The organism is Mesorhizobium sp. M4B.F.Ca.ET.143.01.1.1 (assembly GCF_004792275.1).
Classification (GTDB): domain Bacteria; phylum Pseudomonadota; class Alphaproteobacteria; order Rhizobiales; family Rhizobiaceae; genus Mesorhizobium; species Mesorhizobium abyssinicae.
The window spans coordinates 23,213-46,016 of record NZ_SRSR01000013.1 but is presented as its reverse complement, the minus strand read 5'-3'; the positions used below and the strand labels follow the sequence as shown (position 1 = coordinate 46,016).

Sequence of the window (22,804 nt, the reverse complement as noted above, 5' to 3'; positions counted from 1 at the left end):
CAACGTGGTGAACGGGAAATTTCAGATCACGTCACACCGCCCTGTTCTGCGTCGGCGCGCGGCCGCCGCCGTCGGCGACCAGCACCGCGCCGGTGACGAAGGACGCTTCGTCGGAGGCGAGGAACAGGCAGCAGGAGGCGATCTCTTCGGGCTCGGCGACACGGCGCAGCGCGATGCGGCCGGTCAGCGCCGCGAACTCCTTCTCCGGCGTCGAGCCGTTGGCGGCCGCCGCCACTTCCATCTCGTACACGCTCATCGGCGTGCGCACCCAGCCGGGCGCCACGGCATTGGCGCGGATGCCGTCGGGGCCGTGTGCGAAGGCGAGCGAGCGCGTATAGGAGACGAGCGCTGCCTTGCTTGCCGAATAGGCGGCGTTCTGGCCGCTGGCGTTGAACGCGCCGACGGAAGCGATGTTGACGATCGCGCCGCCGCGCTGCTTCAGCAGCGGCAGCGCCGCGCGGCAGACCATCATCGAGCCGGTGACGTTGACGGCGAAACTCTTGGCCCAGGTCTCGTCGCTCAGCGTCTCCGGCTCGTCGAGGATCATCACGCCGGCGGCGTTGACGACGATGTCGAGGCGACCCTCGCAGGCGTCGATGGCGAAGGCTATGTCACCGGGAACCGTGATGTCGCCGCGCACGGCGATGCCGCCGCTTGCCCTCGCGGCCTCGTCCAGCACTTCGTCGCCATGGCCGAAGGCGATGACCTCGGCGCCATGCCGGCCGAACAGCTCGGCGGTGGCGCGGCCCATGCCGGTGGCGGCACCGGTGATCAGCGCCTTGCGGCCTTCAAGGCGCCGGCTCATGCCAGCCCCCAATGCCGCTCGACGGCATAGCCGGTCTCCGGCAAGGTCGAGCCGCCGTCGACGACGATGGTCTGGCCGGTCAAGTACCTCGCCTGCTCGGAGGCGAGGTAGAGCATGGCATAGGCGATGTCGTCTGCCTCGCCGAGACGGCCGGCGGGGATGAACCGGCCGAGCCTGTCGGCGACTTCCGGCGCGCTCATTGTGCCCCTGCCCTTGGCGATGAAGCCCGGCTCGACGCCGTTGATGGTGATGCCGTCGCGCGCGAACTCGAAGGCGGCGCCCCGGATGAAGGCGTTGACGCCGGCCTTGGCCGCCGAATAGTGCGCGCCGCCGGCCATGGCCACGCGCGCCGACACTGACGAGGTGACGAGGATGCGGCCGAAACCGTTGGCGCGCATTGCCGGCGCCGCCGCCTGCGCCAGCCAGAAGCAGGGTTTGAGATTGAGCGCCAATGCCTCTTCGAGCTTGTCCTCGTCGAGGTCCTCGATCGAGGCCCAGGGGCAGCCGCCGGCATTGTGGACGACGATGTCGAGGCGGCCGGCTTCGCGGATGACGTCGCCGACGAGCCCGTGCAAGGCGGCGCGGTCGAGTCCGGCAAGCGTAACGGCGCGGACGGAGAGGCCCCGCGCCGAGAGATCGGCCGCGAGGGTTTCGGCAACGTCGAGCGTGCGGTTGGCGATGACCAACGAAGCGCCAGCCTCGGCGAAGCGCGTGACGATCGCGGCACCGATACCGCGCCCCCCGCCGGTCACCAGCGCCACCCGGCCCTTGAGGTCGAATGGATTTGCCATCGCTTAGACGACGCCCGCGCTGCGAACCAGATCGACGAAGCGGGTAAAGACATCCGTGTGGCGGTCGACGTCGGACGGCGAGGTCGCCGGGCACATTAGGAACATGGTGTGGAACGGCGTCACCAATATGCCCTCGTTCATGTAGAAGGCATGCAGCAGCGTCTCGAGATCGCCGCGCCGGCCGGCAATGACGTCGGCGCCGTTGCGCGGCGGCGCGGGCATGAACATGATCTCGGCGCGGGCGCCGATCTGCGTCACATGCCAGGGCAATTTGTTGGCGCTGATGATGCCCCGCGCCGCCTCGGCCAGCCGCGAAGCGTTGGCGATCATCTTTTCGAAATTGGCCGGCGTCAGCACCTCCTCCAGCACCGCGCGCATGGTGGCGACGGTCAGCGCGTTGCCGGCCAGCGTGCCACCGATGCCGAGATGCGCCGACTGACGCACACGCGGATTGACCATCGGCACGATCGCCCACAGCCGCTCGGCGATCTCCCGCGAGACACCGAAGACGCCGGCCGGGATGCCGCCGGCGATTGCCTTGCCGGCGACCAGCATGTCCGGCTCCAGACCGTGCTGCGCAGTATAGCCGCCCGGCCCGCTGGAGATGGTGTGCGTCTCGTCGATGATCAGCACCGTGCCGGTGCGGCGCGTGATTTCGCGAAGCGCGGCGTGAAAACCGTCGGCGACAGGGATCATGCCGAAATTGGTCATCAGCGGCTCGGTCAGCACGCAGGCGACGTCGCCGGCCGAGAGCGCCTCCTCCAGCGCCGCGATGTCGTTGAACTCGACCACCCTGGAGACGGCGGAATGGTCGACGCCGTTGGGATGGATCATGTTGCGCATACCGACGCGGCCGTCGCGGATCTCGACATGCGCTTCCTCGACGCCGCCGTGATAGCAGCCGGAGAAGACCAGCACCTTGTCGCGGCCGGTGATCATGCGGGCGATGCGGATGGCGCCGCGATTGGCGTCGGTGGCCGAGGTGGTCAGCGTCCAGTAAGGCAGGCCGAAGCGGCGCGTAAGCTCTGCGCCGACCCAGAGGCTGTCCTCGGTCGGCAGCATCATCGTGGTGCCGTTCTGCAACTGGCGAAGCGCGGCGCGGGTGACCGCTTCCGGCGCATGGCCGCACATGCCTCCGGTGTCGCCAAGGGCGAAGTCGACATAGTCGTGACCGTCGATGTCACGGATATGGGCGCCGCTGGCCGACGCCGCATAGACCGGGAAGCCGCCGGCCCAGCGTCGCATCCAGTGCGAGGGACCGCCATAGAGGAAGTGCCTCTTGCCCTCTTCCCATGCTGCCGCCGAGCGCGGGTGGTTTTCGAGGAAGCGCTGCTGCTCGCTGTCGAGCAGATCGCCGGTTGTCTTTGAATGGAAAGCGTTTTTGGCAGCCGTCACGGGGCGAAGCCTCCCTTGTGTGCCGTCAGTTGGGCACAAGATGATTTTCTTGTCGGTTCACTATTTGAACCATCGTTTTGTATGTTATAGACAAACTGCAGGCTACCTCGGCTGCTGTCAAGTTAATTCACATGCGAACTATCTTGGAGAATGCATCATGAGCACGGTGGGCAAGGCGGTCTCGCTGCTGGAGCTGTTCACGCTCGACGAGCCGGAGATCGGGCTGTCCGACCTCGCCCGCAAGGCCGGCCTCGACAAGGCGACAGCCCGGCGCCTGCTGATGGCGCTCGCCAACCATCGGCTGATCGAGCAGGAGCCGCAAAGCCGCCGCTACCGGCTGGGCGCCGGCCTGTCGCGGCTGGCCCGCATCCGCGACGCGCATTTCCCTTTCGTGCGCGTGGCGGCGCCGGTGGCGCGGGAGCTGTCGCTCGAAACCGGCGAGACCGTGCATCTGTCGGAGTTCAGCGCCGGCGCGCTGCTCACCGTGCATGTCGAACTGTCGGCGAAGGCCAACCGCGTCAATGTCGATGTCGGCCAGATCCTGCCACTGCACGGCACGGCCTCCGGCATCGCCTTCCTCGCCGCCTCGCGGCTGCAAGTGGTCAGCGCCTATCTGGAGAAGCCCTTGCAGGCCTTCACCGCGCATACGGTGACAGGACCGGACACGCTGGCCAAAGCCATCGCTTTTGCCGCCGCGAGCGGCTATTCGCGCAGCTCGCAGGGCTATGAGGAAGGCGTGCACAGCATCGGCGCCGCGATCCTCGGCGCCGACGGCCAACCGATCGGCGCGCTGGCGGTGGCGTCCCCCATATCCCGCGTCGACGATGCGGTCGCGGCCAACCAGGGTGCTGCGGCGGTCAAGGCGGCGCGCCTGATTGCGGCACGGCTGACCGGCGAGGCGTGACATCCCGCATCGGCGAGGCGGAACTCGCCGTATGCGCGGCCTCGCCCAAGGTCGCGGTCGCCGCCTTCATTTGAATCTTTGAACGGTGTTCACTTTTTTCTTGAACACCGTTCACAATGTGCTATGTTGCGTTTATGAACATCGTTCATGGAAAATGAGCGGCGAAGAGGATGACGAAGCCTGCTGATTGTATCCGGCCCTGAAACCAGCCAGCGCCGACCCGGCTTAACCCTGAAACGAAAGGATCATATCGATGGCCACCAACAGTTATGTTTCCAACCATTCGAGTGCCTGGAAGACGTCCATCGCCATCACCAAGACGCTGCGTGACGCGGAGGAAACGGGCCGGTTCATCAACAGGCTGCAAGGCGCTAAGACCGAAAAGCTGATGATGGATATCAACCGCAGTAACGAAGTTTAACCGGCTTCCCGCTTAAAACGAGGCTCAAACCGCGCAAGCAACCGCTGACCGATCCATCTCGGATTGCTCGATGGCCTTGCCCATTGGAACCTGCCATGAACACCCATCTGATGATGTCGCGGCGCTTCGCGCCTCTCTTCTGGACGCAGTTCCTGTCCGCCTTCAACGACAATTTCCTGAAGAACACGCTGGTGTTCCTCATCCTCTTCACCCTTGCCGCCGACCAGGCGGCGTCACTGGTGACCTTGGCCGGCGCCATCTTCATGGCTCCTTTCCTGCTCTTGTCCGCGCTTGGCGGCGAGATCGCCGACCGCTTCGACAAGGCTTTCGTGGCGCGCAGGCTGAAGTTCGTCGAGATCGGCGCCGCACTGCTCGCGGTCATCGGCATCGCGCTCTCCTCCATTCCGGTTCTGCTGACGGCGCTGTTCCTGTTCGGCGTCATTTCGGCGCTGTTCGGCCCGATCAAGTACGGCATCCTGCCCGATCACCTCGAGCGCAAGGAACTGCCGCGCGCCAACGCCTGGATCGAGTCGGCCACCTTCGCCGCGATCCTCGGTGGCACCATCGCCGGCGGCATCGTCTCGGCCGACGGCATCGGCGTTGCGGTGTTCGGCCCGATCATGATGGCGCTTGCCGTCGGCTGCTGGCTCGTCAGCCGCTACATCCCGGCCACCGGTTCGGCCGCACCCGATCTCGCGATCGACAAGAACATCCTGCGCTCCACCTGGCGTCTGGTCAGCGAGTTGCGCACCAACCAGCGCATCTGGCGGGCGGCGCTGATGGCGTCGTGGTTCTGGCTGGTCGGGGCCATCGTCCTTTCCATCCTGCCCCCCCTGGTCAAGAATTCGCTCGGCGGCACCGAGATCGCGGTGACCGCCTATCTGGCCGTCTTCGCGGTCGCCGTCGCCGTCGGCTCGGCCATCGCCGCATGGATGTCGCAGGGCCGCATGGTGCTGTTGCCGGCTCCTGTCGGCACCGCGCTGATGGCTGTTTTCGGGCTGGACCTCGCCTGGAGCGTGTGGGGCCTGCACAGCACGGTCCAGGCCGAGACGCTCGGCGCCTTCTTCGCCGGCCAGAACACCATTCGCGTCGCCATCGATCTCGCCGGCCTGGCGATCGCCGGCGCCTTCCTGGTCGTGCCGACCTTCGCGGCCGTGCAGGCCTGGGCGCCGGAGGACCGCCGCGCCCGTGTCGTCGCCGCGGTGAATGTCGTCAGCGCCGGTTTCATGACCATTGGCGGCGGCCTCGTCGCCGTCATCCAGGGCGCCGGCGTCTCGATCGCCGGCGTGCTGGCCGGCCTTGCCGCGGTCAATGCCGTCGCCGCCTGGCTGATGCTGAAATACCTGCCGACGAATCCTTTCCGCGATTTCGTCTCCATCCTGTTCCGCGCCTTCCATTATCTGGAGGTCGAGGGGCTGGACAACCTCAAGGCCGCCGGCCCGGCGCCGATCCTGGCGCTCAACCATGTCAGCTTCCTCGACGGTCCGCTGGCCCTGACGCTGACCGACGAGGAGCCGGTCTTCGCCATCGACCACACCATCGCGCAGGCGTGGTGGATGAAGCCGTTCCTGAAGCTCGCCCGCGCCCTGCCGCTCAATCCGGCGAAGCCGATGTCGACCCGCAGGCTGATCAAGATCGTGCAGGGCGGCGATCCGCTGGTCATCTTCCCGGAAGGCCGCATCACCGTCACCGGAGGCCTGATGAAGGTCTATGACGGCGCCGCCATGGTCGCCGACAAGACCGGCTCGATGGTGGTGCCGGTGCGCATCGACGGGCTGGAGAAGAGCTACTTCTCGCGGCTGACGTCGCAGCACGTGCGCCGCCGCCTGTTCCCGAAGGTCAAGGTGACCATCCTGGAGCCGGTGAAGCTCGACGTTCCGCAAGAGCTCAAGGGCCGCCAGCGTCGCACTGCGGCGGGCGCCGCCCTCTATCAGGTGATGTCGGATCTCGTCTTCCGCACCGAGGACATCGACAGGACCGTGCTGGAGAAGATCATCCTGACGGCGAACGAGCGCGGCATGAAAGAGCTCGCCGTGCAGGACCCGGTTACCGGCTCGCTGAGCTATGGCAAGCTGCTGACGGCCGCCGCCGTGCTCGGCGAGAAGTTCGAGCACCTCTATGCCGGCCAGCAGACGATCGGCATCATGCTGCCCAACGCCAACGGCGCATGCGCGACGCTGCTCGGCGTCATGTCGGCCGGCAAGGTGCCGGCGATGATCAACTTCACCGCCGGTGCGGCGAACATCCTCTCCGCCTGCAAGGCAGCCGAGGTGAAAACCGTGCTGACCTCGCGCGCGTTTGTCGAACAGGCAAAGCTCGGCGCCGTGGTCGAGGAAATCGGCCGCTCGGTGGAGATCGTCTGGCTCGACGACCTGCGGGCCGGCATCGGCCTCAAGGACAAGCTGCTCGGCTTGCTGCGCAAGACCACGCCGCGGGTCGCCCGCAAGCCCGACGACGCCGCGGTGATCCTGTTCACCTCGGGTTCGGAAGGCACGCCGAAGGGCGTGGTGCTCACCCACCGCAACATCCTGGCAAACGCCGCCCAGGCTGCCTCGCGCATCGACTTCCACTCGGGCGACAAGGTGTTCAACGTCCTGCCGATCTTCCACTCCTTCGGCATGACGGCGGGAACGGTGCTGCCGCTGATCTCGGGCGTGCCGGTCTATTTCTACCCCTCGCCGCTGCACTATCGCATCGTGCCGGAACTGGTCTACGCGTCGAATGCGACGATCATCTTCGGCACCGATACGTTCCTCTCGGGCTATGCGCGCACGGCGCATCCTTACGACTTCCGCTCGGTGCGCTACTGCTTTGCCGGCGCCGAGCCGGTCAAGCCGGCGACGCGCATGACCTATATGGAGAAGTTCGGCCTGCGCATCCTCGAGGGCTACGGCGTGACCGAGGCGGCTCCGGTGATCTCGATCAACACGCCGATGTACAACCGATCCGGCAGCGTCGGCAAAATCATGCCCGGCATGGAGTATCGGCTGGATCCGGTGCCCGGCGTCGACGACGGCGGACGGCTCTACGTGCGCGGCCCCAATGTCATGTCGGGCTATCTGCGGGCCGAGAAGCCGGGCGTGCTCGAGCCGCTGGCAGACGGCTGGCATGACACCGGCGACGTCGTCACCGTCGACGAGGCCGGCTTCATCACCATCCGCGGCCGCGCCAAGCGCTTCGCCAAGATCGGCGGCGAGATGATCTCGCTGGCCGCTGTCGAGGCGCTGGCCGGCGAATTGTGGAAAGGGTCGCTGTCGGCGGTTGCCAGCGTGCCGGATGCCCGCAAGGGCGAAAAGCTGATCCTCATCACCGAGGCCGCCAACGCCACCCGGGCCGAATTCCTGGCCTTCGCCAAGGCCCATGGCGCCATGGACCTGATGGTGCCGGCCGAGGTGCGCGTGGTGCCGAAGGTGCCGGTGCTCGGTTCCGGCAAGCTCGACTTCGCCGGCGTGACCAAGCTGGTGCGCGGCGAGGAAGAGCTGAAGGTCAAGGCCGCCTGATGCGGATAGGCGAACGGGCGGGCGCAATGCGCCGGCCCGCCAGGACTTCCGCCGGCCCCGGCTTTGCGCTTGTTTCGCTCGCACGGGTCGCTGGGCAAGGCGTCGCGCTTCAGACTATTTTGCCCCACCTCGCCCAAAGATCTTCTGCAGCACGAGCTTCAGCCGCTTGAACTCGTAGCGGCGCCGTAATTTCGCCAGCGTCGCCCGGTTGGCGGCGTCGATCTCGGGCAGCGAGTCCAGCGCTGCCGCCTGCGGCAGCGCGAGCAGCGCGTCGGCGTGGCGGTCGGCGAAAGGCTGCGGGTCGTAGGTGGCGAACGGTGTCGGCGGGTCGCTCAGCACGGTCGGATTGCTGTTGATCTCGAACACCACAAGCTTGCCCTCGGCAAGCGTGTAGTCGATGCGTCCATACTGCATGCGGGCCTTTTCGAAGACCTGCATCACCCGCCCGGCATGCGGGTTCTCGGTAATGTAGGCCCTGATCTCGTCGATGTGGGCCGGCAGGAGCCGATCGGCCGCATTCTTGACGAACCACGATTTCGACATCGCAATATGCTGGGCGTAGATCGTATCGCCGACCCGGTAGGCGGCGAATTTCCGGTAGTATCCGTCAGGCCCTGGCGTGCCGGTCATCTCCACCACGATCGGCCGCACCAGCTTGCGCCCGTCCGGCCTTGCGAGTGCCGCGTCTAGCGCTGGCCGGTCGTGCAGAAGCGGCGGCTCCTCGTACAGCGCGCCCACCTCGTCGCGGATGAAGACGGGATAGCGCATCGTGTCATCGAGCTCGTCAGGCCTTAATGCGCGAAAAAAGTTGCCGTCGTCGCCGCGCAGCAAGCGCAACAGATCCAAGCGCTGCAGGCTGGCCGTCGGATGGTTGAGCTGCGTCAAGCCCGTTTGCTGCGCCAGCTCGGCGCTCAGCTCGGCTGCCCGCTGCAACTCCTCGGCGCTCAGCCGGTCCATGTCCGACCAGACCACCACGCCCGCGCGAACGCCGCGCAGCAACCCGGCATCCTCATAGCGAACCAGCCGGAACGATGCTTGCAGGTCTGGGCGGTGATAGAGAAGCACGACCGCATGAGTATAGGCGTGCTTTCTATGCGTGACGTAGAATATCAAGTGATCGCGTCCCCCGGCCCGCACAATTGCAAACGGCAGCCTTGCTGACTAGCAAAAAGCTGCGGCACGCCCTATAGCGCGTGGGCAAGTCGGGTGGCCGAGAGATGAACGTCGAGAGCAATGCGCTTCCAATCCGGAAGCTGGACGCGGACGACATGCCGCTGCTGATGGAGCTTGAGGCTGCCGCCTGGGCCGGTCCGCTGCGAGCCAGCGAGGCGACCATCCGCCGCCGGCTGGCGCTTGGCCACACCATGCTGGGCGCGATCGACGGCGACGCGCTGGCCGGCACGCTCTGCTTCACCGAAACCAGCCAGGACCCGCTGGTGCGCGCCGATTTTCCCACGAATTTCGATGCCTTTGCATCGCTGCCGCGCAGCGAGCCGGTGCACTCGCTTTATGCCTACAATCTCTGCGTCCGCCCCAGCCACCGCGGCGGCAACACGGCAATCCGGCTGCTGAAGGAGATGGAGCACCACGGCCGCCGCCTCGGCGCGCGCTGGCTGATCGGCGACGGCCGCTGCTCGGCCTATGCCGGCTCATCCGGCGACGAGGACGACGACGACAAGGTCACGTCCGACCCGCGGTTCCGCGCCACCATAGACCGCTGGAACGAGACCGGCATAAGGCCGCCGCTCGAAGAGATCATCCGCGATCCGCTGCTGCGGCTGCACTACCGCGTCTACGAGTGCGAGTTCCTCTACGTCATGCCGGATTTCTTCCCGCAGGACGCCGCGTCCGGTGGGTTCCGGGTCATCTCGGCCAAGGACCTGAAGAAATGACATGCGGGCCGGCCACGGCATGACGGCTCCGTTCTTCAATCCGTTCGCGCTCGGCGAAGATCCGTTCGCGCATTTTGCGGAGATGCGCGCTCTGGGCGGCATCGCGCGCGGAGCCGCGCCCTATCCCGAGCTTGCCGACGCGCATTACGTCTTCAGCCATGAGCTGGTGTCCCGCGTCCTGAAGCATCCAGCTCTCCTGCAGGCGCCGCCCGGCAGGTATGAGGAGGTCCGCCGCAAGCTTGTCGACCAGGCGCCGATGGCGCTGCTCAGCCGGTCTGTGATGCTCGCCGATCCGCCGCATCATGGTGAGCTGCGCCGGCCGGTTGCAGGCTGCCTCTCCAGATCCGCCGTCGAGACGCTGACACAGGGCCTGCGCGCGCTAAGCCGCGAGCTGGTCGACCGGGCGATGGCGGACGGCCGCATCGATGCCGTCGCCGGGCTCGCCGTGCCGGTCTCCTTCTGGCTCCTGCAGGAAATCATGGGCATCGAGATCGAGGATCCATGGGCGCTGAAATCGGTGACCAGCCGCATGGCTGGTGCGTTCGACCTGCGAACGGACCAGCCGCCGGCAGCCAGCGCCGCGGCCTATGGCGAATGCCGGGCCTTTGTCGAGGAGCGGCTGGCGCAACAGGCCTTCCGGCCGGACGGAATGGTCGCGCGCATGGCGCGGGAAGTCGCGGAAGGGCGCTGGTCCCGCGAGGACATGGTGGCCAATGTCGTGTTCATGCTGTTTGCCGGACAGGAGACCGTCGTCGACGCTTTCGGCAACGCCATCGTCGCGCTGCACCGCTTTCCAGAGCAGCGCGCCCTGCTCGAGCGCCGGGCCGTCGACTGGAGCAGCGCCGCCGCCGAATTGCTGCGCTACGGCGCCTCCGTGCAATACGCGGTCGCGCGCATCGCGGCCGAAGACATCGACCTCGGCACAGCCAGGATCGCGAACGGCGAGGCCGTGGTGGCGGTGCTCGGCAGCGGCAACCGCGACGATGCGGTGTTCGCGGACGGTGACCGGCTGGACCTCACGCGCTCGCCGGCCCTGTCGTTGACCTTCGGCACCGGCCTGCATGTCTGCCTCGGCCAGCATGTCGCCCGCATCGCGATCGCGGCGATGATCGAGGCGCTGTTTACCCGCGCGCCCGGCTGGCGGCTCGATGCAGCCGGCGCCACGCGCCGCCCGTCGCTGTCGTTCCACGGGATGAGCACCGCGCCGCTTGTGCTTGCCTAGGGGCTCGCCACGCGCCGCCGATGCCTATTTGTGCTGTTCGAACAGCGGCCGCGTCTGCTCGAGGATCGCCGGATCGAGCGACCGGACGATCTCCGCGACCTTGGCCAGCAGGGCCTCGATCGCCGCCTCGTCGAGCGGATCGAGAATGTCATTTTGATCCCGCGACGCGATATATTCTTCCAGGGAGGGCGCCTCGCTCGCCGGCGTGAAGCCTCCGCCACGGGCGTGCTTGCTCAGCAATTCCTGCCGCGACTTGACCGCATAGTGGCGGATCCAGCCGAGCTTCCATTCCATCGGCATGGCGGCTTGATGCCTGTCGAGGGTGATGCCGTCGACCAGCGTCCTGCGCTGCCCGATCGGGAAGCCGTGCGGGTGCGCCATGAACAGCGTCGGGCTTCGCATGGCCTTCGGCAAGCATGACGACACGCGTGCAAACGCCTTCTTCCAGCGCGCCGTCGAGGCGTCGTGCCGGCCGCGTCTCGGAAACCGGACGGTGACCAGCTCGTCCTCATAGGCCTCTTTGCCGTCGCTGCCGAAATTCGCCCAGCGGAAGGCGACGCTGCGCACGCCGCGCCGTCTGAGCAGCGAGCGGACGAGCTCGGCGCCGCTCCAGGGCGGTCCGTCGAGCGGCTCGAGAAATTCGTCGGCGTCGAGGAAACCGAGATAGCGATAGCCCTGCAGCAGCGCCCGCCAATAAAGGTGCGAATAGGCGCGCCGCTGCGGCTGTGAGCGATCGTGCCGCCAGTCCACTAGCTCGATCCAGCCGGCGTCGCGCAATGCCGAAAGCACTGCCGTCTGCGGTCCGGCGAGACAATTGTCGGCGATCATCAGATCGAAACCGTGCAGCTTGTGCCACGCGATCCACTCGATCACATAGGGCTGCTCCAGCTTCATGATCGCGCAGATCACGGGCCTGTCGATGGAAAGCGGAAATCTCATCGCAACTCTTTCATCGCGCAATTTGCCCAAGTTCGACCTGCCGAAACGCGATCGCATCGCAATAGAAGGCCGCGAGCTGTTCGGCGGACGCCGTCCAGTCGCCGATGTCCAGCTTATGGAAGCGGTAGCGCGCGTCGCCGGGCGGAAGCAGGTCGATGTCCGGCCTGATCGCCGGATCCAGGATGCCGGCCACCGGCAGATGGATCGTGCGTGCCGACGACAGCCAGCAGGCCAGCCAGGAAAAGGTGCCTACCGACGCGACGACATGGCTTGCCCGGCGCAGCGTCTCGAAATCGGTCAACGGCGATGCCTGCGGCGCGAAGGCGGCATCGGGAAAGCGCTGGCGCAGGCGCCGGCAATAGTCGTTGTCGTCATGGGTCTGGCCGACGAAGACCGGCTTGCGGCCGCTGTCGCGGATCAAGGTTTCGAAGAAGGCGAACGGCATCGGGCAGTAGTTCTTGTGGAAGCCGTCGAGGATGTCGCCGGCCCGCACATGGATGACGAGGAAGTCGTCGCCATAGGTCGGCGCCTCGGCTGGGCGCCCGTCGAAAATCCTGGAAACCTCGGCTCGATCGTAATAGCCCAGTCTCTGTGCGAAGCCCTTGAACAGGACGCTGCGCGCCCGTTTCTGGCGGAACGCGGCGGCGATCGCGTCGAGATCGTAGCGATGCGAGCCTTCGAGCCGAAGCGCCCGGTACCGCCACAGCAGGGGTGGCCGCACCGTGGCGACGGACCATTCCGGCAGGTCGGCATTGCAGACATAGCCGCCGGGAATGCGCCTGGCCAGCACATGGCTGAACATGTACTGGAACATCCTGTTGCCCATACCGCCAAGCGGTCGCATGACGATCGGTACACGCCGCATCGAACCCCCTTCAGGCCGGCACCGGATCGAGCCTGTCGATACGGTCGCGGCATTGTTGGCCGGAATAATCGCGTGAGGTTTGTCCGATAGGCAAGCTTCCGGCTCCGTGTTTCCACTTGTCGCGGCTACCCCGGCAATCACGACGGAGTGCCGCCAGCACCGGAACCAAGGCGCGCCGGCGGCGGGATGGCGTGGCGAACGTCATGAAACCTTTTGATTTTTAGGCCGTTGTCGGCCTGATGTCAGAAGCTAGATCCAAATCGAAACCGGTCCGCGGCGCCAAATCGCGTACTGCCCGAACGCCGGGCAAAGCGAAATCGGGCCGGGAGAAATCGAATGAAGACAAGGCTTTGGTCGTCGAAGCCGCGCCTGAGGTCAATGGCGAGGCGGCGCCACCGCCGGAGGCTGCCGAACCCGATCCGCAGCTGGCGCCCGAGCAAGCCGAGCAGGCACGCAGGAAATATCTGCTGAAGCGTTTCTGGATCAGCGCGCGCGGCTACTGGAGCCGGCGCGGCGACCGGCTGGCCTGGCCGTTCACCATCGGCGTGCTTTTGCTGATCTGCATCAACATCGGCTTCCAGTACGGCATCAATGTCTGGAACCGCTCGATCTTCGACGCGCTCGAGCAGCGCAACGCCCGCAGCGTCTATTTCCTCAGCGCCGTGTTCGTGCCGCTGGTGCTGTGCAGCGGCAGCCTGGTCGTCACGCAGGTCTATCTGCGCATGACGATCCAGCGCCGCTGGCGCTCCTGGCTGACCACCGCGGTCATCGCGCGCTGGCTGGCCAGCGGCCGCTACTATCAGCTCAACCTGGTCGGCGGCGACCACCAGAACCCCGAAGCGCGCATGACCGAGGATTTGCGCATCGCCACCGAATCGCCCGTCGATTTCATCGCCGGCGTCCTCAACGCATTCCTGTCGGCCTCGACCTTCATCATCGTGCTGTGGACGATCGGCGGCGCGCTGACCCTGCCGATCGGCGGCGAGAGCGTCACCATTCCGGGCTTCCTGGTGATCACGGCGGTGATCTACGCCGCCATCACCTCGACCTCGATGGTGGTCATCGGCCGCAACTTCGTGCGCATTTCCGAGACGAAGAACCAGGCCGAGGCCGAGCTGCGCTACACGCTGACGCGCGTGCGCGAGAACGGCGAGAGCATCGCGCTGCTCGGCGGCGAGGACGAGGAGCGCAGCGGCATCGACAGGAATTTCGGCCATGTGCTGAGGCAATGGGCGCTGCTGACCGGCCAGCACATGCGCACGGCACTCGTATCGCAAGGGTCGTTGCTGTTCGCGCCGGTGGTGCCGATCCTGCTCTGCGCGCCGAAATTCCTCGCCGGCGGCATGTCGCTTGGCGAGGTGATGCAGGCGGCTTCCGCCTTCGGCATCGTGCAGGGCGCGTTCGGCTGGCTGGTCGACAACTACCCGCGGCTCGCCGACTGGAACGCCTCGGCGCGGCGCGTCGCCTCGCTGATGATGTCGCTCGACGGGCTGGAGCGCGCCGAGCAGAGCGACGCGCTCGGACGCATAAGCCGCGGCGAGACCGAGGACGGCGCCATGCTCAGCCTCGACAATCTCTCGGTGACGCTCGACGACGGCACCGCCGTGGTCAAGGAAACCGGGGTCGCGATCGAACCCGGCGAGCGGGTGCTGGTGGCGGGTGAGTCCGGCTCGGGCAAGTCGACGCTGGTGCGCGCCGTCGCCGGCCTCTGGCCATGGGGCGGCGGCAGCGTCAATTTCCATCCCGGCAGGCGGCTGTTCATGCTGCCGCAGCGGCCCTACATCCCCACCGGCACGCTGCGTCGCGCCGTCGCCTATCCGGCCGCCGCCGACAACTGGACGGCCGAGGAGATCAACACCGCCCTCGACAAGGTCGGCCTCGCCTATCTCGCGGCCAGGCTCGAGGAAGAGGCGCCGTGGGACCAGACGCTGTCGGGCGGCGAAAAGCAGCGCCTCGCCTTCGCGCGCCTCCTGCTGCACAGCCCCGACATCATGGTGCTCGACGAAGCGACCTCGGCGCTCGACGAGAAGAGCCAGGAGAAGATGATGGAGACCATCGTCCACGAGCTGCCGAAGGTGACCATCATCAGCGTGGCGCATCGCGCCGAACTCGAAGCCTTCCACAGCCGCAAGATCACGCTGGAGCGGCGCAAGGGCGGCGCCAAGCTGGTCAGCGACATCGAGCTCGTCCCGCGCAAGGGCAAGCGCAACGTGTTCCAGCGCGCCCTGTGGGGGAGCGGTACGAAGGGCGGAGCGCGGCGAGAGGTGGAGTGAGGCCCGCTGGTTCGATTCTTTGGCCGGCCCGGCCGGTTACCTTGCGTTTAGCTCCGCCATATATGGATTCCGCACTGCGGAGGGCGCACGCGAATGCTGGACAACTACGAGCTGGACGGGTTCGGCGTGATCCACCAGATCGACTTCACCCCGATCAAGTACGACAAGCAATACATCTCCTATTACGAGGATTTGAGCGAGCGGACCATCAAGCTCGGCTATCAGCGGCTTGGCTGGGTGCTGGGCGTCACCGGCGAGATTCCCCGGTCGGTGCTGGAGATCGGCTACGGCACCGGCACGTTCGTCGAAGCCGCGAAGATAACCGGCGTCGCCGACTGCGCCGGCTGCGACATCGCCAGGTTTCCGCTGCCGCAGGGCGTCCGCTTCGTCGATTGGGATGAGGCGCTCGCCGGCTCGTGGGATCTCGTCGCCATGTTCGACGTGCTCGAGCACATACCGGATCTGAGTTTCCTCGGCCGCCTGCAGGCCCGCCACCTGGCCATCGCGGTGCCCTATTGCCGCTGGCGCGAGCTCGGCGCCGAGGGCGACGCGTGGTTCCGAAGCTGGCGCATGCGCCTGCCCGACGAGCACCTGCACCATTTCGATCGCGACTCGCTGGTGGCGCTGCTCGCGCATCACGGCTTCGAGTGCGTGACGCTGAACTCGTTCGAGGACGGGATCAGGCTGCGGCCGGGCGAAGCCGGTCCGAACATCCTGTCCGGGTTCTTCAGAAAGCTGTAGTTGCGGTCCTCGTGCCTGGTCGATCGCACGTAGCGGCAGACTTGAGCGCTTCGGCACGGGAAGCTTGCGGCAAATCGGCGATGCGTCGAACCGAAGCGTAGAACCTCGGATAGTCGCCGGCGCACAAGTCGAACAGGCGGAGAAACGCCGGAACCTGTTCGCCGTAGACGGCGGTCGCGGCGAGCTTCGCGTTGTTGATCGGGGCCGCGAACCAGGCATCGTAGCCCCGATATCCCGCCCAGCGCCTGTCGCGCATCTGCCGGTAGCGCATGCGCAGCCTGTCGATCGCGGCAGCCTTGGCAGCCGCCATCTGCTCCGGGCTGCGAGGACTTTCGTAGACCTGCCCCAGCTCGTCGCGGGTTTTCGCCAGCAGCGCGAGAAAATCGGCCCGGCGCCTGCGATCGGCTTCGTAGCGGCGCAATCCGGCGCGATCGCCAGCGGCGCGCAGCCATTTCCTGACGCCAGAGGTTTCGACGGCAACCGCGAAAGCCTCGTTGAAGGCGGAGTCGCCGTCGACATAGAGGCGCTGGTGCGCCAGTTCATGAAAGATCAGGCTGGCGAGATAAGTGTCGTCCTGACCGAGCATGGTGCTGAGCAGCGGATCGCTCGACCAGCCGAGCGTCGAATAGGCGGTGATGCCGGTGACATAGACGTCCAGCCCCTGCCTGTGCAGTTCGACAGCGCTTTCCGTCGCAGCTTTGCGGGCGAAGTAGCCCCGGTACGGAACGCAGCCGAACACCGGAAAGCACCATGTGCGCGGCGCCAGCGAGAATTGCGGCGCAGCGAAAACGGCCCAGGTCACGGCGTCGCGATGGATGTCGACATAGCTGCGGTAGCTGCTGTTGTCGGGCAGCGCCAGTTCATCCGTCGCAAACCGCCTGATGGCGCTCGCCGACGTCAGCCTGGCGCGCAAGGCCTCGGGCGTCGACGGGTCGCGGACGAGCGTTCCGACATCTTTCCGCGCCGCCATGATCTCGACATGACCCTGCAGCGACTGCGCATAGTAGGAAATGCTGGTGCAGCCGGTCAGCCCGGACGCCATGATAACAGCGGCAAGCAAACGAAAAACGCGCTTCACAGCCTGCCCACCGCTTGCCCATCTCCCGCTGGAACCGATTGCACCATGTCTCATCAGGCGCACCGATTTTCGTCAAGATGTCGAGGGGCCGGACTTTCGACTTTGGCAGGATTGGCAAAGGCGGCCATCCGCCTGTGAATTGACTTAAGTCCGCCAAGCGCGCGAGGCTGCCTGGAGGGCCCGGGAAGCGTCCTGCCGGGCGCGACACCAATCGAAGGGGAGGATCGCGGTGAACGAGAAAACCAGTCCGAGGCAGCTTGCGGAGATCGCCAGCTATCACGCCCATATCTACTACGCCGGGCAGCCTGAGCGGCAGCATGCCGAATGGCTGCGCCTGCGCATCGCAGAACGCTTCCGCGTGCGCCTGGGCAACTGGCGCGACGAGCCGGTCGGCCCGCACCAGCAGGCCATGTACCAGGTCTCGTTCGCCAACGAGGTTTTCGCGACGCTGGTGCCATGGCTGATGCTGAACCACGGCGGCCTGAGCATCCTCATCCACCCCAACACCACCAACCCCAAGCGCGACCATACGGTCGATCCGGTGTGGATAGGGAAGGCGCTGGGGGTGCATGAGGAGGTGCTTGGCGAGGAGGACGAGGCGGAAGAGGCGCTGGAGGTGAATACGGAGCCTACGCTGGAGGCGTGAGGGGCGGTTCCGCCAACGCTGGAGGCGTATCGGTGGCTCCGCCAACGCTTCGTCATCCTCGGGCTTGACCCGAGGATCCATGCCGTGACGCCTGCCGAAGCATGCGTCCTGACAGAAATTCCGCACCGTCGCAACGCTCGCAGGTCACGGCATGGATCCTAGGGTCTGCGCGCGTCGCTTCGCTCCTTGCTCCGCCCTAGGATGACGAAGGTGATAGGCACGGCGCTCCTTAACGCGCTCTCTGTCGCCATCGGCGACCGTTGCGCTTGCAGGAATTGCTTCGCCCGTCGCAACATACCCCTTTCGGCCTAGTCCATATTATTCGGTAAGTGACTCACGCGCGAGTGAGGCCAATACTTCCCGCTGGTAAATCATGCTGGGCGGGGGCTCGCAAACATGGATTCCGATATCGTCTCGGGCATAGCCGTTGCTTCGATTGTCGTCGGCCTCGCCGGCCAGGCCTTTCTGCTGTGGATCACCTGCCGCGGCCTTGGCTGGACGCCGGCGATCGCCACCAACCGCAAGCGCTTCGCCAAGGACCGCGATTAGAATTCGCCAGACCCGCCATATATGCGCGGCATCGTCATCAACGTGACCAACCCGAAGGTGGCGATCTTCTTCCTGGCCTTCCTGCCGCAGTACCGGAGCGCGGCAGCATCGTCGCCCAGATGCTGATGCTGGGCGCCATCTTCATCCTCTGCGCCTTCCTCGTTCACGCTGATCTCGATGCTGGCCGGGGCGCTGAGCCGCTGACTGCGCCAGTCCGACCGGGGGCAGATTTGGTTGAACATGGTTGCTGGGTTGGTGTTTGTGGGTTTGGCGCTGAAGCTGGCAACGTCTAATCGGTAGGGATGGGGGCCTGCCCCGCTCGACGGCTCGGCAGCGGGGGGGATTGCAAGATGAAGCCCACGACTTGCCAAAGGTCACCATGACTTGCCCGGCGTACCAAGCAGAGCTGCGAACGAACCTCGGTTGATGGTACTTGATTTGATCTAAATTGAATTCACGCCGTCTCGAACATAGATATCGTACTCGTTAGGGCCATCCACAGGCTTGATAGAGTTGGACGAGTAAGTTAGCAGAATTTTGCGCTACCACTTTAGGCGCTTTGCGAGGGCGGGATTAATGACGACACTTAGCGATGTTGATATTGGCAAGGAAATCCAGGCGCAGCGGCTGCTTCGCGATGCGGACCCGCGACGACTAGAAGGAGCTTGCTACGAACTGCGGATGGGCAGCGTATATTACGATCTGACGGAGGGCGGAAAGCGAATTGCTCTGACGCCAGGTCAAATGGTGCTTATCAAACCGGGTCACCGCGTTGTGCTCATTACGGCCGAAGATTTCAATGTTCCGTCGGATATCTTGGTGCGCGTGGTAAGTAAAGGCTCATTGTTTAGCGTCGGGTTAAGCCCGGTTGCAACCTACGCAGATCCCGGGTTCAGTGGAAACTTAGGGATTGTGACTCAGAACATCAGTGACAAATATATAGAACTTCCACAAGGCGAACCGATAGCCAAGGCAGACTTCACTCGGCTTTCGACGCCTGCCGAGCATCTATACAAAGGTCAACACGGATTTCAGGTCGGCATTTGGCCTATCAAAACCCACCTGCAGAAGGAGCACAGTGATGTGGCGAAAGACCCGCGTGTGCGTTCGGAAAAAGAAGAAGCATTCACCCTTCTTCCGGATGCAACGCGAACAGTTATACGTCGCATTGAAAATACGCAACTGTTAACCAACGTCGGAATATTCTTGGCGATCTTGATAAATGCGGCGTCGCTTTTTGCAATTGGCGGCAAACTAGAGGATAACTTCTATGGGATAGTAGGTAATCTAGCAGCAAGCGCTATACTAACTGTTGCTGGATTGATTATCAATTTCCGTGGAAGGAATGGCTGAGTGGAACTTTCGGCACTTATAAAGAAGCAGATTGATGCGGATGAGCGTCGAGGTTTTCCGGTGAGATTCGGGAGTGACGCTGAACGGCACGACCAACTTATGCGCGATCTAGTCGGCTTGATCGGGGAGGCTGGCGAGTTCGCCGACTTATTGAAGAAAGTTGGCCTGGCGCTCTCAACCGTAGGTTACGCTGGCCCCAGTCTGTCGGAGGCCGCACCACGTCTGCGATCTGAGCTCGCAGACGTTGCGATTTACCTGTTTAGACTGTCTACGATCCTAGAGGGCGATCTTGAGCAAGATATCTTAAATAAGATGAAAATCAATGAAGAACGATATCGTTACCTTGAGCGATAGGCTCGTTTTTTTGGTCGCCGTAAATACCGGATTTGTAACTGACGGGACACCGGACCATCGTTTCTTAGATTTTTACAGAGGCCGGAGTTCGCCAAAGCTACACTGCGCGATTGTCGGAAACGTCGTCGTGCCAGGCGGCTTCGCCAGTAATGCCGCGACGCCCACCCTTACTACCGAGCCTGTTTGGGCGGATCTGGTCTCTGCTATTCGAGCAGAAGGCACGCTGCCCGGCATCCAGCTGGCCACTACGTGGGAAGGCTATGTCGGCTCGCGGAAATTCCAAACGGGCGAGGCATCTAAATTCATTCCTCTTGCGCGCCGTAAGGTGGAGTCTATGGGATCCGAAAGGGCGACCGCAGTCATCAACTCTTTCGACCTGGCAGCAAGCATCGCTATCCGGCATGGGTTCGCTCACATCCAAATTCACGCTGCTCATGGCTATTTGCTTAGTTTACTAGCTGATCATCGTATCAATCGTGATGCGAATATCGTGCTCGATCGGCTTGGATTGCTTGCAGAGCGGCTGAGGCAGGAGGGCGTGCAATCATCGATCCGCATTTCACTAAAAACCGGTGATTCAGCTTTTGACAGCACAGGCTCTATCGAATTCCAAGACGCAATCACTCAACTTCCGTTTGATTATGTTGATATATCATCAGGATTCTACAATATTGATAAGCGTTTAATTTATCCTGCTCGGCCGGATATCCTCGCTGCGCGGCTCCAGGAAAGTGTCGCTCTCGGCCTGAGGCATCCAAAGCGCTCTTTTATTCTTTCTGGGCGCGCCCTGAACCAAGACTGGGCCGGCATTCCGTCTAATATGCATCCAGGTATATGTCGGGATCTCATAGCTAACCCTAAGTTTTTACAAGAGCCAGACGACGGCTGCAAAAACCATGGCAAGTGTCACTACTACTCACGTGGTGGCAGTCATCTTACGTGTGCAAGGTGGACTGAAGCGCAAGGCGGCCGGCAACCTAGTTTAAAGAGTTGATGCTCAATCGTTCAAAGAATATGCGGTTTCGCTTCTTTGCGTCGGACACGATTTTCCCATAGTCGATCACTTCATAGTAGATTTGATGATTGCGATGATAGCCGTAGTAGGCGAGACCGTCAGGTGTTGGCGTCGCGTCACTATTTTTCAGGACTTTGTCGAGCTTCGGCGTGATGTCGCAAATGACATAGGCGAATGCAGGTATCATTGAATTGGCGGGGCGAATTGGCCGACCGGCGTCGTTGAGCACCAGTCCTGCCCTTATTTCGTTGATCTGGTCGAAAACCTGAAGGATCGGATTCTTCTCGTCCGAATAATCATCGCGCTGTGGCTTTTTAAATTCAACTACGACGACAGAATTGAGCGGGCTGGCATCCTCCACGGGCTCCGAGAAGGTTATTTTCCGGTCGAAAATAGCGATGTCTGGCCTCCTCGCCGAATCGTTTTCAATCCCTTCGAACGTATTTATTTGCTTATCCGAAGCGATGTATGTGTGGAAGGTTAGGCGTTCGTCGATGATCCAGAGATTTTGCTGAGAATAGAGCGTTTCGCGGTCTGTGGAGCGCATGGGGAAGATTATATTGTGAACTACCTGTTCAAGGGGGTATTTCCCGGTCTTTTCGTTGATCGAAATAGCTTTTTCGAGGAAATCGATGATAATCTTGCGATGCATGACATGATGCGCCAGAGCGGCAGTCCCAAGCTCGCTGTAGCGTTCGATGAAATCCGAAAGCCGTTGACGGTAGGCATCATAGTCCTCAATCTTCTCGGCGCCGGTGATCATCTTGCTGCTTTCGCGCTTGATCTCGACTTCGCGCTGATGCAACTCGCGGTGAAGGGCCATTTCCAGATCGATCTTGGCGACGTTAGGCGGTATCTTATTGATAAAATTGTCTTTATAGCGCATCAGCGGTTTGTACTGCGGCGCTTCGTCCTTCACGTACCTGTAAATGCGCTCGATCTTCGCATCGTTAAGCGCCTGGATGTAGTGCGACAGGGCTTCGTTGATCGCGGCCACGCATTCAGTTCGGATATCAGCTTTTGAGATGGTCTCCGAGGGAATCAGGGATAGCTGAACGTTATCCGCGTCGGCCGACTCCGCCCCCGAAATATCGAAATCTGTGCGATAGTTGTTAACCTTCTGGTCGAGGTATTGACCTTGGACGATGGCCAGATAGACGAACTGAGATCCGTCATCTTCGATCAACTTGGTTGAGAGATTGGGAATGTGGTCGTCCAAGTTTTCCGTCAGGACGCCGCGTGAGTTAGCGGCATAGATCAGGCGATGTTTATTGGCCCTTGGCGAGGTGATCTTGAAGCCATGTAAGGTGAAATCAGCTCCGCTCAGGGAGAACATGGTCTCCGAGGCGTTAGCTTGATAGTAGTCCCGGAAGATCGCGTTTACGCTATGCCGCTGCCCATCGGCACGCAGCTCTATCTTCGGGCAATCAGGTCTCAGAAGTACTAGGATGAAATGCTCGATTAAGCGCTGAGCAAGAGCCTCTACGGCGCGCGGACACTCCTCTCGGTAGGGGCTTTTGAAACCTGACAGCGTGACAGTCGTGCCCGGGGCCCCGGCGTCAATCGCGACGGGCGGAGCTTGATCAGGGTCGTAAGCGGTGTCGAATGTGAAGGTCCGGCGCCAGGGGTGGGAGGTGTCGGACTCGACGAAAACGCTATCGATTTCGGCTCTGTCGAAAGCGACCAGCCACATTATGCGACCTAGCCCCTTGCCGCCTCGTTCGTATTTGTACTCCGAGAAGGCCGTGTTGAAGGAATCGAAATTTGCATCGTTAAAGCCGACCCCAGTATCTCGGACGGTAAATCTAACAAAAGGGGCGAGATCGTCACTCACAAGATCGGCTTCGCGCTCGCATTCGATGACGATGGAGTGCTCGTGTTTCGAGCCTGCATCCTGAATGGCTTGGAAGGCATTCATCACTGCCTCAAATAGAGGCAGCAGGCATTTCCATTTTGGAAGCGCTGTTTGACGTACCTGGCCCCTTAGATTGGTCTTTAGCCTCATAACGCACCCCTGCCGCTTACAGGCCTACCTTACCATGAAAAATCATGCAGAACAGA

21 protein-coding genes are annotated in these 22,804 nt (G+C 63.3%); 12 read left to right on the top strand and 9 right to left on the bottom strand.

What is annotated here, in order from left to right:
- Nucleotides 1-31: 31 nt before the first annotated feature.
- Genes EN786_RS26430 through EN786_RS26420 form a run of 3 tightly spaced genes read right to left on the bottom strand, consistent with a single transcriptional unit; the run spans nucleotide 32 to nucleotide 2,991 of the window.
- Complete coding sequence (locus EN786_RS26430; RefSeq protein WP_127310138.1) at nucleotides 32-805, bottom strand: SDR family oxidoreductase; 774 nt, start codon at nucleotides 803-805, stop codon at nucleotides 32-34.
- Nucleotides 802-1,596 (bottom strand): SDR family oxidoreductase, encoded by a 795-nt coding sequence (locus EN786_RS26425; RefSeq protein ID WP_127310139.1) that lies wholly within the window; start codon nucleotides 1,594-1,596, stop codon nucleotides 802-804. The genes EN786_RS26430 and EN786_RS26425 overlap by 4 nt, the downstream gene beginning before the upstream one ends.
- Nucleotides 1,597-1,599: 3 nt before the next feature.
- The gene (locus tag EN786_RS26420) at nucleotides 1,600-2,991 is read right to left on the bottom strand and encodes a transaminase (protein WP_128346397.1); all 1,392 of its coding nucleotides are present in this window, start codon (nucleotides 2,989-2,991) and stop codon (nucleotides 1,600-1,602) included.
- A gap of 157 nt (nucleotides 2,992-3,148) precedes the next feature.
- On the opposite strand from EN786_RS26420, the gene EN786_RS26415 reads away from it, so the two are divergent.
- The 3 genes from EN786_RS26415 to EN786_RS26410 all read left to right on the top strand — a co-directional run bounded on the left by EN786_RS26415 (nucleotide 3,149) and on the right by EN786_RS26410 (nucleotide 7,816).
- Entirely contained in the window at nucleotides 3,149-3,895 is a 747-nt protein-coding gene (locus EN786_RS26415) for an IclR family transcriptional regulator (protein WP_127311962.1), read from the top strand.
- A gap of 253 nt (nucleotides 3,896-4,148) precedes the next feature.
- Nucleotides 4,149-4,316, top strand: coding sequence for a hypothetical protein (locus EN786_RS37840; RefSeq protein WP_187331219.1), 168 nt, complete (start codon nucleotides 4,149-4,151; stop codon nucleotides 4,314-4,316).
- Between the two features lie 95 nt (nucleotides 4,317-4,411).
- Nucleotides 4,412-7,816 (top strand): acyl-[ACP]--phospholipid O-acyltransferase, encoded by a 3,405-nt coding sequence (locus tag EN786_RS26410; protein ID WP_135909019.1) that lies wholly within the window; start codon nucleotides 4,412-4,414, stop codon nucleotides 7,814-7,816.
- Nucleotides 7,817-7,930: 114 nt separating this feature from the next.
- On the opposite strand, the gene EN786_RS26405 is transcribed toward EN786_RS26410, so the two are convergent.
- Nucleotides 7,931-8,929: a hypothetical protein gene (locus EN786_RS26405; RefSeq protein ID WP_127311037.1), complete on the bottom strand. Its 999-nt coding sequence runs from the start codon at nucleotides 8,927-8,929 to the stop codon at nucleotides 7,931-7,933.
- Between the two features lie 104 nt (nucleotides 8,930-9,033).
- Between EN786_RS26405 and EN786_RS26400 the strand changes: the two genes are divergently transcribed.
- The gene (locus tag EN786_RS26400; protein ID WP_127311036.1) at nucleotides 9,034-9,708 is read left to right on the top strand and encodes an N-acetyltransferase; all 675 of its coding nucleotides are present in this window, start codon (nucleotides 9,034-9,036) and stop codon (nucleotides 9,706-9,708) included.
- Nucleotide 9,709: 1 nt separating this feature from the next.
- On the top strand, nucleotides 9,710-10,930 hold the full coding sequence (locus EN786_RS26395) for a cytochrome P450 (RefSeq protein WP_127311035.1): 1,221 nt from the start codon (nucleotides 9,710-9,712) through the stop codon (nucleotides 10,928-10,930).
- Between the two features lie 24 nt (nucleotides 10,931-10,954).
- On the opposite strand, the gene EN786_RS26390 is transcribed toward EN786_RS26395, so the two are convergent.
- Both EN786_RS26390 and EN786_RS26385 read right to left on the bottom strand, forming a co-directional pair.
- On the bottom strand, nucleotides 10,955-11,869 hold the full coding sequence (locus tag EN786_RS26390; protein WP_127311034.1) for a glycosyltransferase family 2 protein: 915 nt from the start codon (nucleotides 11,867-11,869) through the stop codon (nucleotides 10,955-10,957).
- A 10-nt stretch (nucleotides 11,870-11,879) separates the two neighbouring features.
- Nucleotides 11,880-12,734: an alpha-1,2-fucosyltransferase gene (locus EN786_RS26385; RefSeq protein ID WP_127311033.1), complete on the bottom strand. Its 855-nt coding sequence runs from the start codon at nucleotides 12,732-12,734 to the stop codon at nucleotides 11,880-11,882.
- Between the two features lie 239 nt (nucleotides 12,735-12,973).
- Here EN786_RS26385 and EN786_RS26380 point away from each other — a divergent pair, with 239 nt between their 5' ends.
- The gene (locus tag EN786_RS26380) at nucleotides 12,974-15,007 is read left to right on the top strand and encodes an ABC transporter ATP-binding protein/permease (RefSeq protein ID WP_135909017.1); all 2,034 of its coding nucleotides are present in this window, start codon (nucleotides 12,974-12,976) and stop codon (nucleotides 15,005-15,007) included.
- A 93-nt stretch (nucleotides 15,008-15,100) separates the two neighbouring features.
- The gene (locus tag EN786_RS26375; RefSeq protein WP_127309679.1) at nucleotides 15,101-15,748 is read left to right on the top strand and encodes a class I SAM-dependent methyltransferase; all 648 of its coding nucleotides are present in this window, start codon (nucleotides 15,101-15,103) and stop codon (nucleotides 15,746-15,748) included.
- Here EN786_RS26375 and EN786_RS26370 read toward each other — a convergent pair.
- Nucleotides 15,735-16,790, bottom strand: a complete 1,056-nt coding sequence (locus EN786_RS26370; protein ID WP_189340379.1) for an aminopeptidase — start codon at nucleotides 16,788-16,790, stop codon at nucleotides 15,735-15,737. The two genes, EN786_RS26375 and EN786_RS26370, sit on opposite strands and share 14 nt — an antisense overlap.
- Nucleotides 16,791-17,055: 265 nt before the next feature.
- On the opposite strand from EN786_RS26370, the gene EN786_RS26365 reads away from it, so the two are divergent.
- Both EN786_RS26365 and EN786_RS37835 read left to right on the top strand, forming a co-directional pair.
- Nucleotides 17,056-17,472 carry a DOPA 4,5-dioxygenase family protein gene (locus EN786_RS26365; RefSeq protein ID WP_127309681.1) on the top strand — a complete coding sequence of 139 codons (417 nt, stop codon included), beginning with the start codon at nucleotides 17,056-17,058 and terminating at the stop codon, nucleotides 17,470-17,472.
- Between the two features lie 396 nt (nucleotides 17,473-17,868).
- Nucleotides 17,869-18,021, top strand: a complete 153-nt coding sequence (locus EN786_RS37835; RefSeq protein ID WP_189340376.1) for a hypothetical protein — start codon at nucleotides 17,869-17,871, stop codon at nucleotides 18,019-18,021.
- On the opposite strand, the gene EN786_RS37830 is transcribed toward EN786_RS37835, so the two are convergent.
- Nucleotides 18,018-18,263 carry a hypothetical protein gene (locus EN786_RS37830; RefSeq protein WP_189524306.1) on the bottom strand — a complete coding sequence of 82 codons (246 nt, stop codon included), beginning with the start codon at nucleotides 18,261-18,263 and terminating at the stop codon, nucleotides 18,018-18,020. The genes EN786_RS37835 and EN786_RS37830 overlap by 4 nt on opposite strands.
- 334 nt (nucleotides 18,264-18,597) lie before the next feature.
- Between EN786_RS37830 and EN786_RS26355 the strand changes: the two genes are divergently transcribed.
- The 3 genes from EN786_RS26355 to EN786_RS26345 are packed head-to-tail and all read left to right on the top strand — an operon-like array spanning nucleotide 18,598 to nucleotide 20,722.
- The gene (locus EN786_RS26355; RefSeq protein ID WP_127309682.1) at nucleotides 18,598-19,374 is read left to right on the top strand and encodes a hypothetical protein; all 777 of its coding nucleotides are present in this window, start codon (nucleotides 18,598-18,600) and stop codon (nucleotides 19,372-19,374) included.
- Nucleotides 19,375-19,728, top strand: a complete 354-nt coding sequence (locus tag EN786_RS26350; protein ID WP_127309683.1) for a MazG nucleotide pyrophosphohydrolase domain-containing protein — start codon at nucleotides 19,375-19,377, stop codon at nucleotides 19,726-19,728.
- Nucleotides 19,697-20,722 carry a hypothetical protein gene (locus tag EN786_RS26345; protein ID WP_127309684.1) on the top strand — a complete coding sequence of 342 codons (1,026 nt, stop codon included), beginning with the start codon at nucleotides 19,697-19,699 and terminating at the stop codon, nucleotides 20,720-20,722. Before EN786_RS26350 ends, EN786_RS26345 begins: the two co-directional genes overlap by 32 nt.
- Here EN786_RS26345 and EN786_RS26340 read toward each other — a convergent pair.
- Nucleotides 20,706-22,661 carry an ATP-binding protein gene (locus tag EN786_RS26340; protein ID WP_135909015.1) on the bottom strand — a complete coding sequence of 652 codons (1,956 nt, stop codon included), beginning with the start codon at nucleotides 22,659-22,661 and terminating at the stop codon, nucleotides 20,706-20,708. The genes EN786_RS26345 and EN786_RS26340 overlap by 17 nt on opposite strands.
- Nucleotides 22,662-22,804 lie beyond the last annotated feature (143 nt).

What these genes read in the sequence shown, in the direction of transcription:
- EN786_RS26410 (WP_135909019.1), top strand. Translation starts at nt 4,412, where the DNA reads ATGAACACCCATCTGATGATGTCGCGGCGCTTCGCGCCTCTCTTCTGG.
- EN786_RS26425 (WP_127310139.1), bottom strand. Translation starts at nt 1,596, where the DNA reads ATGGCAAATCCATTCGACCTCAAGGGCCGGGTGGCGCTGGTGACCGGC.
- EN786_RS26395 (WP_127311035.1), top strand. Translation starts at nt 9,710, where the DNA reads ATGCGGGCCGGCCACGGCATGACGGCTCCGTTCTTCAATCCGTTCGCG.
- EN786_RS37840 (WP_187331219.1), top strand. Translation starts at nt 4,149, where the DNA reads ATGGCCACCAACAGTTATGTTTCCAACCATTCGAGTGCCTGGAAGACG.
- EN786_RS26355 (WP_127309682.1), top strand. Translation starts at nt 18,598, where the DNA reads ATGACGACACTTAGCGATGTTGATATTGGCAAGGAAATCCAGGCGCAG.
- EN786_RS26375 (WP_127309679.1), top strand. Translation starts at nt 15,101, where the DNA reads ATGCTGGACAACTACGAGCTGGACGGGTTCGGCGTGATCCACCAGATC.
- EN786_RS26340 (WP_135909015.1), bottom strand. Translation starts at nt 22,661, where the DNA reads ATGAATGCCTTCCAAGCCATTCAGGATGCAGGCTCGAAACACGAGCAC.
- EN786_RS26415 (WP_127311962.1), top strand. Translation starts at nt 3,149, where the DNA reads ATGAGCACGGTGGGCAAGGCGGTCTCGCTGCTGGAGCTGTTCACGCTC.
- EN786_RS26390 (WP_127311034.1), bottom strand. Translation starts at nt 11,869, where the DNA reads ATGAGATTTCCGCTTTCCATCGACAGGCCCGTGATCTGCGCGATCATG.
- EN786_RS26400 (WP_127311036.1), top strand. Translation starts at nt 9,034, where the DNA reads ATGAACGTCGAGAGCAATGCGCTTCCAATCCGGAAGCTGGACGCGGAC.
- EN786_RS26380 (WP_135909017.1), top strand. Translation starts at nt 12,974, where the DNA reads ATGTCAGAAGCTAGATCCAAATCGAAACCGGTCCGCGGCGCCAAATCG.
- EN786_RS26385 (WP_127311033.1), bottom strand. Translation starts at nt 12,734, where the DNA reads ATGCGGCGTGTACCGATCGTCATGCGACCGCTTGGCGGTATGGGCAAC.
- EN786_RS26430 (WP_127310138.1), bottom strand. Translation starts at nt 805, where the DNA reads ATGAGCCGGCGCCTTGAAGGCCGCAAGGCGCTGATCACCGGTGCCGCC.
- EN786_RS37830 (WP_189524306.1), bottom strand. Translation starts at nt 18,263, where the DNA reads ATGTTCAACCAAATCTGCCCCCGGTCGGACTGGCGCAGTCAGCGGCTC.
- EN786_RS26345 (WP_127309684.1), top strand. Translation starts at nt 19,697, where the DNA reads ATGAAGAACGATATCGTTACCTTGAGCGATAGGCTCGTTTTTTTGGTC.
- EN786_RS26370 (WP_189340379.1), bottom strand. Translation starts at nt 16,790, where the DNA reads ATGGCGTCCGGGCTGACCGGCTGCACCAGCATTTCCTACTATGCGCAG.
- EN786_RS37835 (WP_189340376.1), top strand. Translation starts at nt 17,869, where the DNA reads ATGGATTCCGATATCGTCTCGGGCATAGCCGTTGCTTCGATTGTCGTC.